The 15,585-nt window shown below is 63.7% G+C and carries 15 protein-coding genes; 5 read left to right on the forward strand and 10 right to left on the reverse strand.

Annotated features, from left to right (window positions below):
• Positions 1–42: 42 nt before the first annotated feature.
• A complete protein-coding gene (locus HMPREF2924_RS27390) occupies positions 43–603 on the reverse strand; it encodes a MarR family winged helix-turn-helix transcriptional regulator (RefSeq protein WP_003086060.1) in 561 nt (186 codons plus the stop codon).
• A 115-nt stretch (positions 604–718) separates the two neighbouring features.
• Here HMPREF2924_RS27390 and HMPREF2924_RS27395 point away from each other — a divergent pair, with 115 nt between their 5' ends.
• From HMPREF2924_RS27395 to HMPREF2924_RS27410, 4 genes are all read left to right on the forward strand, one after another.
• The gene (locus tag HMPREF2924_RS27395) at positions 719–952 is read left to right on the forward strand and encodes a glutaredoxin family protein (RefSeq protein WP_003086058.1); all 234 of its coding nucleotides are present in this window, start codon (positions 719–721) and stop codon (positions 950–952) included.
• 11 nt (positions 953–963) lie between these two features.
• Positions 964–1,218 carry a DUF2024 family protein gene (locus HMPREF2924_RS27400; RefSeq protein ID WP_003086057.1) on the forward strand — a complete coding sequence of 85 codons (255 nt, stop codon included), beginning with the start codon at positions 964–966 and terminating at the stop codon, positions 1,216–1,218.
• A gap of 5 nt (positions 1,219–1,223) precedes the next feature.
• Positions 1,224–1,550: a Rho-binding antiterminator gene (locus HMPREF2924_RS27405; protein ID WP_004364063.1), complete on the forward strand. Its 327-nt coding sequence runs from the start codon at positions 1,224–1,226 to the stop codon at positions 1,548–1,550.
• Positions 1,551–1,642: 92 nt separating this feature from the next.
• Positions 1,643–1,834, forward strand: coding sequence for a hypothetical protein (locus tag HMPREF2924_RS27410; RefSeq protein ID WP_003454532.1), 192 nt, complete (start codon positions 1,643–1,645; stop codon positions 1,832–1,834).
• 40 nt (positions 1,835–1,874) lie between these two features.
• Here HMPREF2924_RS27410 and HMPREF2924_RS27415 read toward each other — a convergent pair whose 3' ends face one another.
• Positions 1,875–3,203: a Wzz/FepE/Etk N-terminal domain-containing protein gene (locus HMPREF2924_RS27415; protein ID WP_004364065.1), complete on the reverse strand. Its 1,329-nt coding sequence runs from the start codon at positions 3,201–3,203 to the stop codon at positions 1,875–1,877.
• A 187-nt stretch (positions 3,204–3,390) separates the two neighbouring features.
• On the reverse strand, positions 3,391–3,930 hold the full coding sequence (locus tag HMPREF2924_RS27420) for a DUF2058 domain-containing protein (protein ID WP_004364066.1): 540 nt from the start codon (positions 3,928–3,930) through the stop codon (positions 3,391–3,393).
• Positions 3,931–4,162: 232 nt separating this feature from the next.
• Between HMPREF2924_RS27420 and lpxO2 the strand changes: the two genes are divergently transcribed.
• The gene (gene lpxO2 / locus HMPREF2924_RS27425; RefSeq protein WP_003086047.1) at positions 4,163–5,101 is read left to right on the forward strand and encodes a lipid A hydroxylase LpxO2; all 939 of its coding nucleotides are present in this window, start codon (positions 4,163–4,165) and stop codon (positions 5,099–5,101) included.
• A gap of 43 nt (positions 5,102–5,144) precedes the next feature.
• Here the strand turns inward: lpxO2 and mazG are convergent, their stop codons facing one another.
• From mazG to pirR, 7 genes are all read right to left on the reverse strand, one after another.
• The gene (gene mazG, locus HMPREF2924_RS27430; RefSeq protein ID WP_003086045.1) at positions 5,145–5,975 is read right to left on the reverse strand and encodes a nucleoside triphosphate pyrophosphohydrolase; all 831 of its coding nucleotides are present in this window, start codon (positions 5,973–5,975) and stop codon (positions 5,145–5,147) included.
• Between the two features lie 104 nt (positions 5,976–6,079).
• Complete coding sequence (relA, locus tag HMPREF2924_RS27435; RefSeq protein ID WP_003086042.1) at positions 6,080–8,323, reverse strand: GTP diphosphokinase; 2,244 nt, start codon at positions 8,321–8,323, stop codon at positions 6,080–6,082.
• Between the two features lie 84 nt (positions 8,324–8,407).
• Entirely contained in the window at positions 8,408–9,760 is a 1,353-nt protein-coding gene (gene rlmD / locus HMPREF2924_RS27440) for a 23S rRNA (uracil(1939)-C(5))-methyltransferase RlmD (RefSeq protein ID WP_003102417.1), read from the reverse strand.
• Positions 9,761–9,768: 8 nt separating this feature from the next.
• The gene (gene cysM, locus HMPREF2924_RS27445) at positions 9,769–10,668 is read right to left on the reverse strand and encodes a cysteine synthase B (protein ID WP_003102419.1); all 900 of its coding nucleotides are present in this window, start codon (positions 10,666–10,668) and stop codon (positions 9,769–9,771) included.
• Between the two features lie 249 nt (positions 10,669–10,917).
• The gene (gene pirA, locus HMPREF2924_RS27450) at positions 10,918–13,146 is read right to left on the reverse strand and encodes a TonB-dependent siderophore receptor PirA (protein ID WP_003117107.1); all 2,229 of its coding nucleotides are present in this window, start codon (positions 13,144–13,146) and stop codon (positions 10,918–10,920) included.
• 235 nt (positions 13,147–13,381) lie between these two features.
• Positions 13,382–14,719 (reverse strand): sensor histidine kinase PirS, encoded by a 1,338-nt coding sequence (pirS, locus tag HMPREF2924_RS27455; protein WP_004364068.1) that lies wholly within the window; start codon positions 14,717–14,719, stop codon positions 13,382–13,384.
• Positions 14,719–15,438 carry a response regulator transcription factor PirR gene (pirR, locus tag HMPREF2924_RS27460; protein ID WP_003109933.1) on the reverse strand — a complete coding sequence of 240 codons (720 nt, stop codon included), beginning with the start codon at positions 15,436–15,438 and terminating at the stop codon, positions 14,719–14,721. The genes pirS and pirR overlap by 1 nt, the downstream gene beginning before the upstream one ends.
• Positions 15,439–15,585 lie beyond the last annotated feature (147 nt).

Below are 15,585 nucleotides of genomic sequence, written 5' to 3' on the forward strand. Positions count from 1 at the left end.
ACGAAAAGCCGGGCCATTGCCCGGTTTTTTATTGCCCGCGGGTCAGCCGCAGGCCTGGTGCTCGCGGCAGATCAGCTCGGCATCGACAGCGCTCAACGGCTCCCCGGTTAGACCGCAGAAGGGCGAACCCGCACGCCGTTGATGGAACCGGCAGGACCGACAAAGGCCGAAACCAGGCACATCCTCCTGACGCTGGATGACGACCAGAAGATCACGCAACAAGCCTTGCAAGTGTTCGCCCTTCTCGCCCAGTGCCGTGACGGCCTGCTCGAGGAACTGCGGCGGAATCACCGCCTCGATCAGCGCGCGCCCCGCATCGGTCAGCCGCAGATGAACGCTGCGCCGATCCCGCGCATCCGGCAGCTTGCTGATCAGCCCCCGCCCTTCCAGCACCTTGAGCGATTGCGACACTGTGCCCTTGGTCAAGCCGAGGTATTCGGTCACGCCCAGCGGAGTATCCGAATAGCGATTACAACGCGCCAGGTAATGCAAGGCGCTCAACTGCACCGGCTGCAGCTCAGCCACCAGCGGCTGCTCGCGGGACCAGGCACGCATCAGGCTGGTCAGCCTTTCCAGGTAATCGTAAAGGGCGATGGCGGACATGGGATACCTCCTTGCCAATATAGTATCGACTAAAAACATGTTTGACAAAGAGGTCACCTCTTGTTTAGGCTGAAAAAGTATCGTATCGATACTAAATTCCTACAGGAGAATCAGCATGACCAAAGCCATCTACTACCACGCCGGCTGCGCAATCTGTGTCGAAGCCGAACGTTCCTTGCTGCCATTGCTCGATCGCAAGCAGGTGGACATCGAAGTGGTCCATCTCGCCGAACAATCGGCACGCATCGCCGAGGCGGAAAAGGCCGGGGTCAAGTCGGTTCCTGCCCTGGTTGTCGATGGACAGGTACTGCACCTTAACTTCGGTGCGGCGCTCAGCGATCTGAAATAAGGAGAACGGCCATGGAGGTGAAGATCTTCGACACCCATGTGCGAACCCGCGACGGCCGCTACCTGCACTTCGATGTCCTGGTCACGGAGGAGCTGGGGGCTCGCGCCGGCGAGTTCGCTCGACGCTGGCTCGCCGGAAGAGGCATAGACGAGGCCGATATCAGCCAGGGGCATTGCAGCTACTGCCATAGCGAGATTGCGACAGCAGAGGTTGCCGAAGCCATTCGGCTCCATGGCCATTACATCCTTCCCCTGGAAGGCTGTTGAGGCCAATGGACAGCTACCACCCGATCGCCTGCGGTCTCCATGACTACCTGGAGATCGCCTGCCTCTACCGCTACCGGTTGCTCCTCGAACTCGAGGATGGTGTTCGCTTCGAAGCCGAGGCGCGCACGACGCATACCCGGGCCGTTCGGCCAGGCGGCGGCAAGGAGGAATACCTTGAGGTGGCCGTCGAAGGAGCGACTCTGCTGCTGCGCCTGGATCGCCTGTTGGCGATTACCGCCCTCACGGAAGCGGCCTTGTTCGGCCGCATACGCCTGAGGGAAGAGGCCTGTTCCAGAGCATCCGGCATGCCACCTTCACACCTTGGAAACTGAAAAGGTTTTTCTCAATTCCAGGACTATTTGATTAGCCTGCTATTGAAATAGGCTGGATTTGCCTTGATGCAGATCAACCCTGGAGCAGAAAGATGAGTGTGACAGTGACCGAGCGTGACGATGACCACAAATCCCGCGAGCTGCGTGCGCTTGGCCGCCGCTGCTGGGACGTGCATCAGCAGGGACTGCTGGTTGGCGTCTTTCATAACGAGGATGACGCCCACGCCTATCGGATCAAGCTGGAGAAAGAAGAAGAACTGCGGCAAATAGGTAAATCGGCCTGAACCATGCGCCCCCGCGCACTTCGGGGGCGCACCTTTGGTCTCAGGTCCCGGAAAGGCTCCGGTCGAGACTGACGACTCCCGGCGGCAGGCTATCTTCCTGTACCCGTTGCCGTGGGGCACGCAACATCGCCCGAACCAGAGCCACCAGCACGCCGAGCGCCAGCCCACCCAGGAGGCCCAAGGCCACCACCAGAGCCTTGCGTGGCTTGATCGGTCTCAGAGGCGTTGCAGCTTTCTGGTCGACCCGTACCAGTTCGATCTTAAGGTCACTTGCCCTCAAGGTCTGTAGACGCGCCTGCTCTCCACGCAGCTTGTCGATGTTTTCGAAGAAACGCTCCTCGCCCTTTCGAGCCTGCAGGTATTGCACTTCACGGTTGTTCTCCAACTGTTTCAGCTCTTGCTGGATCGTCGCTACGCGGGGCTCGGTGAAGTCATCGCCCTTGCGTTTGAGCAAGGTATCGCGCTCGGCGGTCAAGGCATCGACGCCCATGAAATACAGGGGAATCTGCTGGTTATTCACCTCGGTGCGGAAAACGCTGCGCGAGCCATCCTGCCCGACCTCTCCCAGTGCGCCCGGGGTCGTCGGCTTGACGATCCCCAGCCGCGTGGCGATCTGGATGGCTTCGTTGAGCTGCTGGATACGAGAGCCGCGCACCATCTTCAGCCGCCCGCGCAACGCCCTGAGTTCATCCTCCAAGCCAGCCCGCCGGATGCTGTCCGCTTCCAGCAACCGGGCGATCTTGCCTTCCTTGCTAGCCTGGTAACTGGCACGCTTGCCTTCGATATCCTGCTCGAGGAATTGCAGGCGACCGTCGATACGTGCCTGGAGGTCGTCCAGGATTCGCTGGCGCTCGTTCTCGATGGTCGACGCGAGCATGCCGTTGAGAATGGCGGCACCATCCATGCCCTGGGGATACTGCATGGACAAGCGGAAGAAAGGCGCCGCCTGGGGGGCCTTCTTCAAGTCCGTCTGCTGCATGCTGAAGGCATCCTGGTTGAACTTCCAGAAAGCCTGCTCGGGGGACAGGCCCTCGGTGTTCAATTGCTGGAATAGCTCTGGATGTGCTTCGAAATACTCCAGCCTGCCGGAGTAGGCTGCCAGCTCGTTGCCGACGCGCTCCAACGCTTCCCGCGGAGTCATGGCGTAAAGACCTTCGATGTTGACAGCCTCCAGGGCCTTGGTCTGGATCGGCCGCAACAGGACATCCACCTGGTAGGTCGGAACGACCAACAGCGCATAGGCGAGCGCAGCGGCGGTCGCCAAGGCCGCGATCAGCGCTATCAGCCACTTCGACGCCCACAATTGCTGGAACAGCTGAACGATATCGATCTCCGAGGGCGAAGCCCCCGGAAGCTGTGAGGAAGGCATACCAACGTCCTTTTCGATAGGCGGCTAGCCCACAGATGCACGCAAAGGCAGCCGTAGGAGATTTCTGAGGAAAGGCATTATGCTATCGAAACGAAATCATCGGTAGTTATTTTAGAACTGCTTCGCATTCCAGAATTGGTAGTTGACCGGCATCCGTACCGGTCAAGCGACACTCCGGATGCGGACCTCACCACATGAGATCGTCGGGCACCACATAGTCCTTGTAGGGATCGTCTTCGTCCGGCTCCTGGCTCTGTATGTTGAGCAGCACCACCCGCCGCGGATCGCGCTCCTGGATCTTCACCGCCGCATCCCGGGGCACGATCTCGTAGCGTCCGTCATAGCTGACGATAGCCAGGCTGCCTCGGCTCAGCTTGTCGCGGATCAGGTCGTTGACCGCGATCCGCTTGACCTTCTTGGCGTCGACGAAATTGTAGTAGTCGTCGCTTTCCAGCTTGGGCAGGCGCGTCCCTTCGATAAGTTGCTTGATCTGCGCGGCCTTGGCCTTCTTCTCGGCTTTTTCCTGCTGCTGGCGGTTCAATTCCTGGTCGCGCGCCAGCTTTTCCGCCTTGGCCTGCTCCGCCGCCTGGCGCTGGGAGTCGTCCTTGTCGACCTGGTTCTTGTGCTCCAGGCGCTGCTGTTTCTGTTTCTGCTTGGTGGCCTGCTTGGCCTGTTTCTCATTGACCAGCCCGGCTTTCAGCAACTGGTCACGCAATGACATGCTCATTCGTCAACGACTCGCTCGCGTGGCACGCCCGGTGGGGTGCGGCATAATCTTCCAGCCGACTGGGGTTCAGCCGGCCCTCGCAGGGGGTATAATCCTCCAGCCTCAGCCGCCTCAACGCAAGTCTCGGCGGCTCGCAAACTGCCACGCATGCCCTGGAGACCCCTCCCTACCGTCCCGAGCACCCGCAGGCACTCCTCCCGGCCCCTGATATCGAAGGCATGGAAAGCAAGGCATGAGCGTTTCTCTCCTGGTAAAAGTCACTCTGGTGGGCCTGTTCGTCGCCAGCGTCCTGTTCGTCCATTTCCGTGGGCGCGCGCGCTTGCCCTTCCTGCGTCAACTGGTCAACCACTCCGCCTGGTTCGCCCCCTACAACTCGCTGATGTACCTGTTCTCCAGCGTCCCCTCGAAGCCCTATCTGGATCGCAGCCGTTTTCCAGAGCTGGACGAACTGAAGAACAATTGGCAAACCATCCGCGAAGAAGCCCTCAACCTGTTCGACGAGGGTTATATCCGGGCTGCCCTGAACAACAACGAAGCCGGCTTCGGCTCGTTCTTCAAGAAAGGCTGGAAGCGCTTCTACCTGACCTGGTACGACGGCCCGCTGCCCTCCGCCCAGCAGCTCTGCCCGAAGACCGTAGAGCTGGTGAGCCGCATCCCCAACGTCAAGGGCGCGATGTTCACCCTGCTTCCCGGCGGCAGCCACCTGAATCCGCACCGCGACCCTTTCGGCGGCTCGCTGCGCTATCACCTCGGCCTGTCCACGCCGAATTCGGACAACTGCCGCATCTACGTCGACGGCCAGCCCTACGCGTGGCGTGATGGCGAAGACGTGATGTTCGACGAAACCTTCGTCCACTGGGTGAAGAACGAGACCGAGCAGACCCGGGTGATTCTCTTCTGCGATATCGAGCGGCCGCTCCGCTCCCGCCTGCTGACCCGGCTCAATCGCTGGATCAGCGGCATTCTCGGGCGTGCGACCGCACCGCAGAACGTCGAAGGCGAACGCGTCGGCAGCATCAACCAGGCCTACTCGGTCGCCATTCGCGGCGGCAATGCCATCGGCGCCCAGGTGAAGCGCTTCAAACGCGCCTACCCGAAGGCCTACCGAATCCTCCGCCCGGTGCTGGCGGTGATCCTGCTGGTCATCCTCTATCGTTGGATCTTCGGCTGATTCAGATGCCGTGGCAGCCCGGCTGCCACGGTAATTTTCCCCATCAACAGCCAGGCGCGCTCCTCTCCGCTTTCTTAGCCTCGCCCCAGAGGCTGTCCAGTTCCTCCAGCGAACATTCTTCGGCTTTCCGGCCGGCTTCGCGCAGGTTCCGCTCGATGAATCGGAAGCGCCGCTCGAACTTGCCGTTGGCCTGGCGCAGAGCAGCCTCCGGATCGACCTTGAGATGCCGGGCCAGGTTGACCACGACGAACAGCAGGTCGCCAACCTCCTCGCCCACGGCACCCTCGTCACCCTCTGCCATCGCCTCGAGGACTTCGTCCAGCTCCTCGCGAACCTTGTCCACCACCGGCAGCGCTTCCGGCCAGTCGAAACCGACCTGCGCCGCGCGCTTCTGCAGCTTCGCCGCCCGTGACAACGCCGGCAGGGCGACAGGAACGTCATCCAGCAGCGACAACTGCTGCGGCTCCTTGGCCTTGGCGGCACGCTCCTCGGCCTTCAGTTCTTCCCAGCGCTGCTTGACCGCCGCTTCGGCGAGCTTCGCCGCATCGGGCTTGCCATAGAGATCGCCATCGAGGAATACGTGGGGATGTCGACGGATCAGCTTGCGGGTGATGCCGTCCACCACCTCGTCGAAAGCGAAGCGATCCTCTTCGCGAGCCAACTGGCTGTAATAAACCACCTGGAACAGCAGGTCGCCCAGTTCCTCGCGCAATTGCGGGAAATCCCCCTGCTCTATGGCGTCCGCTACTTCGTAGGCTTCTTCCAGGGTGTGCGGGACGATGGTCGCGTAGCTCTGCTGGAGATCCCAGGGGCAGCCGAATTCGGGATCGCGCAGGCGCGCCATGAGGTGGAGCAGGTCGTCGAGTCGGTACATGGGTATCTCGGGTCTTCAGTGAACGGTCCGGGCATTCTGCCCTTTCCGGAAACGAAAAGGCCACGGGCAACCTGCGAGCGCCCGTGGCCTGTTTCCGCCTCGCCTCAAGGCGTACGGTTGCGCCGCGCCTCGATGATGTTGGGCAGTTGCGAAACGCGCGCCAGCAGGCGTCCAAGAGCGTCCAGACCGGGAATCTCGATGGTCAGTTGCATGGTCGCGGTGTTGTCTTCCTTGTTCGAACGGGTATTCACCGCCAGAACGTTGATCCGCTCGTTGAGCAGCACCTGGGACACGTCGCGCAACAGGCCGGAACGATCATAGGCACGGATCGCGATATCCACCGGATAGGTGCGAACCGGCTCCGGCCCCCAACTGACCTGGATCATCCGCTCCGGTTCGCGTCCCGCCAGTTGCAGCGCGGTGGCGCAATCCTGGCGGTGGATGGTGACCCCACGGCCCAGCGTGATGTAGCCGACGATGGGATCTCCCGGCAGCGGCTGGCAGCAGCCGGCCATCTGCGTCAGGAGGTTGCCGACGCCCTGGATCTGCACGTCGCCGCGCTTGCCGTGGCCGATCTTGCTCGGCTTGCGCGGGATCAGTTCGAGTTGCTCGCTGTCGCGGTCCGGCTCGACCAGTTGCTGGGCATAGTTGACCAGGTGCGCCAAGCGCAGGTCGCCGGCGCCGAGAGCGGCGAACATATCCTCGGCGGTACGCACGTTGGCCTTCTCCGCCAGCCGGTCGAAATCCACCGGCGGCAGCGCCAGGCGCGACAGCTCGCGTTCGATCAGGGCCTTGCCGGCAGCGACGTTCTGGTCCCGCGCCTGCAGCTTGAACCAGTGGACGATCTTCGCCCGCGCCCGGGAGGTGGTGACATAGCCCAGGTTGCTGTTCAGCCAGTCACGGCTCGGACCGCTGTGCTTGCCGGTGATGATCTCGACCTGCTCGCCGGTCTGCAGGCTGTAGTTCAGCGGCACGATGCGTCCGTTGATCTTCGCCCCGCGGCAGTTGTGCCCGACTTCAGTGTGGACCCGATAGGCGAAATCCAGCGGGGTCGCGCCCTTGGGCAGGTCGATGGCGTGGCCGTCGGGAGTGAAGACGTAGACCCTGTCCGGCTCGATATCGACCCGCAGTTGCTCCGCCAGGCCACCGATGTCGCCCAGTTCCTCGTGCCATTCGAGCACCTGGCGCAGCCAGGAGATCTTTTCCTCGTAATGGTTGGAGCTGGCCTTGACGTCGGTCCCCTTGTAGCGCCAGTGCGCGCAGACCCCGAGCTCCGCCTCTTCGTGCATGGAGTGGGTACGGATCTGTACTTCCAGCACCTTCCCCTCGGGGCCGATCACTGCGGTATGCAGCGAGCGATAGCCGTTTTCCTTGGGGTTGGCGATGTAGTCGTCGAACTCCTTGGGAATGTGCCGCCAGAGGGTATGCACGATGCCCAGCGCGGTGTAGCAGTCGCGCATCTCCGGAACGAGCACGCGCACGGCGCGAACGTCGTAGATCTGGCTGAAGTCCAGGCCCTTGCGCTGCATCTTGCGCCAGATCGAATAGATGTGTTTCGCCCGCCCGCTGAGATCGGCCTGTACGCCGGTGGCCGCGAGAGCTTCCTTCAACTGGCTCATCACGTTGGCGATGTACTGCTCGCGATCCAGCCGGCGCTCGTGCAGCAGCTTGGCGATCTGCTTGTACTGGTCGGGCTCGAGGTAACGGAAGGACAGGTCCTCCAGCTCCCACTTGATATGCCCGATGCCCAGGCGGTGGGCCAGCGGCGCGTAGATATCGAAGACTTCCCGGGCGACGCGGTGGCGCTTTTCCTCGTCGGCATTCTTCACCGCGCGAATGGCGCAGGTGCGCTCGGCCAGCTTGATCAGAGCGACGCGAACGTCGTCGACCATCGCCACCAGCATCTTGCGCAGGTTCTCCACCTGCGCCTGGGTACCCAGCACCATGGAATGGCGCGGATTGAGGCTGGCGCTGATTGCGGCCATGCGCAGCACGCCCTCGATCAGCTTGGCCACCACCGGCCCGAAATGCTTGTTGACCGCTTCCAGGGTGATCTTGCCTTCCCGCACGCCTCGATAGATGACCGCGGCGACCAGGGACTCCTGATCCAGCTTGAGGTCCGCGAGGATCTCGGCGATTTCCAGTCCGGTCTGGAAGCTGGACGTGCCTTCTGCCCAGGAGTTCTGTGCGGCGATCGCTCGCTGCTCGGATTCGCGAGCGAACTCGCAAGCCTCCAGCAAGCCCTGACGATCGAGCCCGGGGACGAGGTTCTGGACGTGGTCCAGCCAGGCCTCGAGGTTGATACTGCCGTCGGTGTTGACCGGCTGGTGCGCTCTCACCTGTACCATCTTGCCTACCCTTTACCACGGTGCGCGTAGCCCACCGATGACTGCGCCAGCCTTCGAACGGGCTGGTCGGATTACGCAGGCATCCTAGCCTGCCTCGAACAAAGCCATGGCCTCGACATGTGCGGTCTGCGGAAACATATCGAGGATTCCGGCGCGCTTCAGACGATAGCCCTGCCTGGCCATTTCGCCAGCATCGCGCGCCAGGGTCGCCGGATTGCAGGATACATAGACTACCCTCCGGGCACCCAGAGAACTCATTTCGCGTACCGCCTCGAACGCGCCGTCGCGCGGCGGATCGAGCAGCACAGCGGTAAAACCTTGCTCCGCCCAGGGCGCTTCGGCAAGCGCTTTGGACAGGTCGGCCTGGAAAAAGTGCGCGTTGCCAAGGCCATTGGCCAGCGCGTTGGCGCCTGCCCGCTCGACCATCGCCGCCACGCCCTCCACCCCGACTACCCGCGCCACCCGGCGCGCCAGCGGCAGGGAGAAATTGCCCAGCCCGCAGAACAGGTCGAGGACCCGCTCGTCGGCGGTCGGCGCCAGCCAGTCAAGGGCCTGGCGGATCATCGACTCGTTCACCGGCGCATTGACCTGGACGAAGTCTCCGGGTCGGTACGCCAGAGTCAGTTGCCAGTCACCCAAGGAGTAGCCCAGTTCGGCGGCCGGCTCCACCGGCAAGGGCTGTTCCGCACCTTGCAGCCAGAGCTGGGCCTGGTGTGCGGAGCAGAAAGCGGCCAGGCGCTGGCGATCCTCGTCGACCAGGGCCGTCGTATGCCGCAACAGCAATGCACTGGCCGTGCCATGGAAGAGTTCCACGTGGCCGATGCTTTCCGGCTTGCGGAAGTCCTGCAGAAGAGCAGGCAGGGCACGGGCAATCGTTTGCAAAGGCGGCACCAGGACCAGGCACTCATCGAAGGCGACGATCTCCTGGCTGGCCGAGGCACGGAAGCCGACATCCAGACGCCGCGCCCTGGCATCCCAGCGCACGGCGATCCGAGCGCGGCGCCGATAGCCGAATTCGGGCCCGACCAGGGGGGCGGCCCATTCTTCCGGCTCGATCCCGGCGAAACGCTGCAACTGCTCCTGCAAGGTACGCTGCTTCAGGGCCAACTGCTCGCCGTGTTCCAGGTGCTGCAGGGTGCAGCCGCCGCAGCGACCCGCTACAGTGCAGGGCTCGCGGCGACGCAGGTCGCTACTGCTGAACAGGCGCTCGCTGCGCGCGTCGACCACCTTGCTTCGCGCGCCCAGCACCCGTGCCTCAAGTTCCTCGCCAGGCAGCCCGCCGCTGACGAACCAGGTCATCCCCGCCTCGTGGGCGATACCTCGGCCGTCATGGGCCAGGCGCTCGATGGTCAGGCGCTGCTTCTTGCCTACCGGTATCGCGGGACCGCGCGCACCACCGCTGGGCTGGAAGCGCAGCCCGCCCTTATTTCTGGCCATGGACATGCTCAGCGCGGGTCATAGACGCCGGAAGACAGGTAGCGGTCGCCGCGGTCGCAGATGATCGCCACCAGCACGGCATTCTCCAGTTCGCGGGACAGGCGCAGCATCGCCGCCACCGCCCCGCCGGAGGACACGCCGCAGAAGATGCCTTCCTCGCGGGCCAGCCGGCGCATGATGTCCTCCGCTTCGTCCTGGTGCATGTCGACGACCCGGTCGACGCGACTGGCGTCATAGATCTTCGGCAGGTATTCCTGCGGCCAGCGTCGGATTCCCGGGATGGCCGAGCCCTCCATGGGTTGCAGGCCGACGATCTGCACCGCCGGGTTCTGCTCCTTGAGGTAGCGCGATACGCCCATGATGGTCCCGGTGGTGCCCATGGAGCTGACGAAATGGGTGATGCTGCCGCCGGTCTGCTGCCAGATTTCCGGGCCGGTGCTGTGGTAATGGGCTTCCGGGTTGTCGCCATTGGCGAACTGGTCGAGAACCTTGCCGCGGCCTTCGCGCTGCAGCTTGTCGGCCAGATCGCGCGCGCCCTCCATGCCCTCTTCCTTGCTGACCAGAATAAGCTCGGCGCCATAGGCGGTCATCGCCGCCTTGCGTTCAGCCGTGGAGTTGTCCGGCATGATCAGGATCATCTTGTAACCCTTGATCGCCGCCGCCATGGCCAGGGCGATGCCGGTGTTGCCGGAAGTAGCCTCGATCAGCGTATCGCCGGGGCGGATGTCGCCGCGCAGTTCGGCACGGGTGATCATCGACAGGGCCGGGCGGTCCTTCACCGATCCCGCGGGGTTGTTGCCTTCGAGCTTCACCAGCAGGGTATTGGAGGTTTCCCCGGGAAGGCGCTGCAGACGCACCAGAGGGGTATTGCCAACGCAGTCGGCGATAGTCGGGTACTGCACGGTCATGGAGGCACTCGTTCGGCACTGACGGTAAAGGCTGAGCATGATACCGGGAAACTGGGGCCGGACCCTAGCACCGCAATATCCGGTCATGCATGCCGATTCAGCCGAAAGACCGCCCGAAACGGCATGCGATGCGATGACCAGAGGCGTCCGAAGAGAAAACCTGGCGTTGGACAGCCGATGCCTGACCAACGCCAAAGAAAGGTCCGACAGGCGTTGCGCCTGCCGGTGAAAGCGCGTTGGCCGCGGCGATCAGAACGAGGTGGTCATCGAAACGTAGTAGGCGCGACCCGGCTCGTTGTAGGTTGCCGCGCCGGCGTCGAAGGAGTTGCCCTGGCGGTACAGGCGCTTGTCGAAGAGGTTGCTTACCCCGCCCCGTACGCTCAGGTTCTCGCTGAAGGTGTAGCCGGCGCTGACGCCCCAGATGCCATAGGTACCCACCTCTTTTCGCGAGACCACCGGCGTGTTGCGGCTGGTGCCATGCTTCGGCGGCTCCTGGCGGCCGTAGATGGTGCTGGTCAGTTGGGTGGAAAGACGCTCGCTGGCCTGCCAGTCCAGGGTCGAGTTCAGGGTGTACTCGGGGATCACCGAAAGCGGGTTGCCGGTGTCCTTGTCCTTGGATTGCAGCATATAGGTCAGGTTGGTGCTCCAGCTCAGGTCCTCGTGCAGGGGGACCAGCAGGTTGCCCTCCAGGCCTTCGACCACCGCCTTCTTCGCGTTGCTCCATTGCAGGATGTTGTTACCGGTCCCGGTCTGTCCCATGACATCCAGCGGCGCGACGATCTTGTTCTTGTAGTCGTTGCGGAAGTAGGTGAGCCCGGCGACCCAGCCATCGCGCCGGAACTCGATGCCCAGTTCCTTGTTGACGCTGGTCTCGGCGTCCAGGTTCTCGTTGCCGACCAGGTAGCAGCCGCCGCTGCTGGTCTGGATCGGGCAGCCGTTGCCACGGGTATAGAGCAGGTAGTTCGGGTTGCTCTGGTACAGGTTGGGCGCCTTGAAGGCCCGTGCGATACCGGCCTTGACCGTGAAGTATTCGCCGAGCGTCTGGGAAGCGTTCAGGCTCGGGCTCCAGTTCAGGCCGAAGTCGCTGTGATCGTCCAGGCGCAGCCCGGGGGTGAGCATGGTGCCGGGGCGCAGTTCGATATTGTCCTCCACGTACAGCGCCCGGATCTCCGCCTTGCTTTTCGGGCTTCGCGAGCCGGCCGCGGGGGTCCCCGGCAAGCTATCGCTTCCCACGAAGCCCTGCTTGAGCGAGGACGGGTCGTTGAGGGTTTCCTTGTTCCACTCCGCGCCCACCGTCAGCACCTGCTCGAACAACGCATGCAACGGAAGGTTGAGTTCGCCGCTGAGGCGATAGTTCTCCAGCTTGCTGGTGCTGAACGAACGGTCGGCGCCGATCTGCCCCTCGACGGAACCGGCCAGCCCCTCCTCCAGACGGTTGTTGCGGGTGGAGTCGTACTGGGCGACGAACCTGGAAGTACCGAACGACCAGGTCCCGTTGTGGGTGATGGCGTAGTTCTCGCGATACATGCGGTTGGTCTCCGCACCGTCGTCGGCGAGTCCCTGGGTATTGGCGGTGCCGTTGTTGTTCTGGGTATCGCCGGCATAGATGTTGCCCTGTCGGCTGAAGCCCGCTTCGAAATCGACGACCTGGTCGGGGGTCACCTGCCACGACAGCATCCCGCTGAGATCGCGATTGCGTACCCCTTCGCGTCCGGCCACGGTACGGCTCGGGTTGACGGTATGTCCGAGGTTGATGTCGGTATCGTCCGAATCGGTCTTGTTCGCGCTGCCGTACGCGCGGAAGCTCAAGGCTTCGGTCAGCGGCCCGCTGAGGCTGAAGTTGGCGCGGCGCGTGGCGCCATCCTTGGAGCTTTCCGGAATGTTGGTGAACACCGTCATGGAGCCACGCAAACGATCGGTCGGGCGCTTGGTGATGATGTTGACTACCCCGCCCGCCGCGCCGGAACCGTAGCGTGCCGCCGCGGGCCCACGGAGGACCTCGATGCGCTCGACCTCCTCCGGCGGCACCCAGTTGCTGTCGCCGCGGGTGTCGCGTTCGCCGCGCCAGCCGTAGCGCACCGAGTTGCGCGAGCTGACCGGCTTGCCGTCGACCAGGATCAGGGTGTTCTCCGGCCCCATGCCGCGGATGTCGATCTGCCGGTTGTTGCCACGCTGGCCGCTGGAACTGTTGCCGGTGAGGTTGACCCCGGGCATGGTGCGGATGATCTCGGAGAGATCGTTCACCGGCGGGCGCTTCCTGATGTCCTCGGCGGTGATGATGGATACCCCCGGTGCCTGCTTGAGCTCCTGTTCGGCGGTGCCCAGCACCACCTCGTCACCCAGCTGGACCACCGATTCGGCGCGTTCGTCCAGTTCTTCCAGGCGCTCGTCCTCGGCCAGGGCCTGCCCGCCCAGCAGGCTCGATGAAGCGAAAAGGACGGCAGCGGCGAGATGGCCGCGACGGAATTGGGGGTACATGCGTGACTACTCCTGTCGAGGGAAAACGGGTAGCAGGCGAGCCACGAGGGATACGTTGACGTTTTTTCTGAAGCCTGGGTCGCCGGCGTTGCGCGGGTGACGTCTCGGCACGGGTAGGACAGGGCGCAGACCCGGAACAAGGCCGGCCGAGGAGATCGGCACGGATGATAATCATTCACAAAGGAGAGTAAAGATCATTTACATCTAGGTAAAATGTAAAGGCACCTGCGCCTCGCTAGGCAGAAGGCAGCACCAGGCACAGGCGCAGCCCCGGATCGGCGGCTTCCGCCCATAGGCGGCCGCCCTGGAGCACCACGGCGCGACGGGCAATGCTCAGTCCCAGGCCGAAGCCCTTGCCGGTACGTGCCGAAGACAGTCGGGTGAACGGGCGGAAGATGGTCTCCAACTGGTGCTCGGCCACACCCTCGCCCTGGTCTTCCAGGCAAAGCCACCAGCAACTTCCTTCGCGCCGACCATGCAGGCGGATCACGCCGCCCTCCGGGGAATGCCGGATGGCGTTGCGCAGCAGGTTCTCCAGGGCCTGGGCAAGTGCATTGAGGTTGCCACGCACGACACAATCCTCGGGCAGATCGCTGCGGAACCGCTCGGCGGCCCAGCCGCTTTCGAAGCGTGCGTTCTCCACCAGCAGGTCCCATAACGCCGGGATGGAAATGTCCTCCAGCGCCAATACCGGGCGTTCGGTGTCCATCCAGGCCAGCTCCAGGGTGTTGTCCACCAGTTGCTGCATGCCCTGTACCTCCTGCTCCAGGCGCTCGCGCAGGAGCTGCGCGGGCAGCGTGCCCTCTGCCGCCACCTGCAGGCGCGCCAGCGGCGTGCGCAGCTCGTGGGAGAGATCGCGGAGCAGTTGGCGCTGCAACACCATGTGCTCGTCGAGTCGCTCGGCCATATGGTCGAACGCCCGCCCCAGATCGCCCAGCTCGTCGCTGCGCCGGCTGATCTCTGCCTGCGTACGCGCCGTCAGGTCGTTGCCGCGCAGGGCATTGGCCTGCGCTCGCAGGCGTCCCAGCGGCACTACCCAGCGCCGATACAGCAACACTCCCAGCAGCAGGGCCAGCCCGGCCGGCACCAGGCCGTGGGTGACCAGGCGCTTGGCCGGCGACAAGCCGGGAGGGACGAACTCGGCGGGAAGACGCAGGACCACCCGGCCTTGCTCCGGATGTTCGGGGAAGCGCAGGCTGATGAACGGCCGCGACAACGAACGGGAGCTCATCGGCCAGTCGACGCCCCGCAGGAAAGTCAGGCGTTCGGCTTCCTCCGTGGTGAGCGGACGACTGCCCAGCGATTGCAGCCGTCCGTCGAGCACGACCACCCAGTCCAGCGCCTGCTGGCGCGGCTCGGCCAGCCAACGGTCGATGCCCTCGCGGCCATCGTCGAGCCAGGCACGCTCGGCTCGCCGCGCATAATCCGCCAAGGCGGAGCGGGCTTCGGCGGACAGGTAGTAACCCTTCAGTTCGGCACTGCGTCCCCAGGTCCAGGACAGCCATACCGATAGCAGGAAGAACGCCACCAGCACCAGGGCCAGGCGCCAGAACAGCGAATGGCGGTTGGGCATCATGGCGCCGGTGTCAGGACGTAACCCTTGCCCCAGACGGTATGCAACTGGTGACCGGCGTAACCGAGGCGTTGCAGCTTGCGCCGCAGGTGACTGACGTGCATGTCCAGGCTGCGATCATGCTGGGTATGACCGCGGTGCAGGACATGCTGGTAAAGGAAGGCCTTGGTCAGGGTCTCTCCTTCCGCGGCGAGGAAGGTTTCCAGCAGGCGGTATTCGGTCGGCGTCAGGCCGGCGAACCGCTCGCCAAGGCTGACATCGCAGACATCGGCGGAGAACTGCAGCGAGGGCCGCGCCAGCGGTTCGGCGCAGCGGCCCGGCGCGCCCCCCCGCTCCAGGGCGATCCGGCGCAGGATGGCATCTATGCGCACCCGCAGCTCGGCCAGGCTGAAAGGCTTCGGCAGATAATCGTCGGCGCCCTGGCTGAACCCGGCGATGCGGTCCTGCTCGGCGCCCAGGGCCGACATCAGGATCACCGGCAGCGCCTGCTCCTGGCGGAGTTGGCGAAGAATCTCGAGGCCATCGCGCCCCGGCAGCATGATGTCCATCAGGATCAGGTCATAGGCGCCGCTGCGCGCAGCCGCCAACCCCTCTTCCCCGTCTCGGCACCAGGTCACCTCGAAACCGCTGCCATTGAGGTGCTGGAACAGATGTGCGCCCAGTGTCGGATCGTCCTCGATGGCCAGCAGTCGGGGGTCGGGCGTCAGGGATGGGAACATGGCAGCCAAATAAGATTGATTAGCAATCGTGCCAGTATTCACGATCTTTCCGCTTCGTCGCAAGCCGAATCCGCCGGGCTGCGCACATCGGTGCAGATTCCCCTTCCGCGACCCGCTAAACTGCGCGGGGTAAACGTATGGCCGGGG

Origin of the sequence: Pseudomonas sp. HMSC063H08 (genome assembly GCF_001813645.1) — a bacterium.
Classification (GTDB): Bacteria; Pseudomonadota; Gammaproteobacteria; order Pseudomonadales; family Pseudomonadaceae; genus Pseudomonas; species Pseudomonas aeruginosa.

Bases quoted from the DNA above. Each gene is read 5' to 3' on its own strand.
- HMPREF2924_RS27390 (WP_003086060.1), bottom strand. From the start codon at position 603: ATGTCCGCCATCGCCCTTTACGATTACCTGGAAAGGCTGACCAGCCTG.
- HMPREF2924_RS27395 (WP_003086058.1), top strand. From the start codon at position 719: ATGACCAAAGCCATCTACTACCACGCCGGCTGCGCAATCTGTGTCGAA.
- HMPREF2924_RS27400 (WP_003086057.1), top strand. From the start codon at position 964: ATGGAGGTGAAGATCTTCGACACCCATGTGCGAACCCGCGACGGCCGC.
- HMPREF2924_RS27405 (WP_004364063.1), top strand. From the start codon at position 1,224: ATGGACAGCTACCACCCGATCGCCTGCGGTCTCCATGACTACCTGGAG.
- HMPREF2924_RS27410 (WP_003454532.1), top strand. From the start codon at position 1,643: ATGAGTGTGACAGTGACCGAGCGTGACGATGACCACAAATCCCGCGAG.
- HMPREF2924_RS27415 (WP_004364065.1), bottom strand. From the start codon at position 3,203: ATGCCTTCCTCACAGCTTCCGGGGGCTTCGCCCTCGGAGATCGATATC.
- HMPREF2924_RS27420 (WP_004364066.1), bottom strand. From the start codon at position 3,930: ATGAGCATGTCATTGCGTGACCAGTTGCTGAAAGCCGGGCTGGTCAAT.
- lpxO2 (WP_003086047.1), top strand. From the start codon at position 4,163: ATGAGCGTTTCTCTCCTGGTAAAAGTCACTCTGGTGGGCCTGTTCGTC.
- mazG (WP_003086045.1), bottom strand. From the start codon at position 5,975: ATGTACCGACTCGACGACCTGCTCCACCTCATGGCGCGCCTGCGCGAT.
- relA (WP_003086042.1), bottom strand. From the start codon at position 8,323: ATGGTACAGGTGAGAGCGCACCAGCCGGTCAACACCGACGGCAGTATC.
- rlmD (WP_003102417.1), bottom strand. From the start codon at position 9,760: ATGGCCAGAAATAAGGGCGGGCTGCGCTTCCAGCCCAGCGGTGGTGCG.
- cysM (WP_003102419.1), bottom strand. From the start codon at position 10,668: ATGACCGTGCAGTACCCGACTATCGCCGACTGCGTTGGCAATACCCCT.
- pirA (WP_003117107.1), bottom strand. From the start codon at position 13,146: ATGTACCCCCAATTCCGTCGCGGCCATCTCGCCGCTGCCGTCCTTTTC.
- pirS (WP_004364068.1), bottom strand. From the start codon at position 14,719: ATGCCCAACCGCCATTCGCTGTTCTGGCGCCTGGCCCTGGTGCTGGTG.
- pirR (WP_003109933.1), bottom strand. From the start codon at position 15,438: ATGTTCCCATCCCTGACGCCCGACCCCCGACTGCTGGCCATCGAGGAC.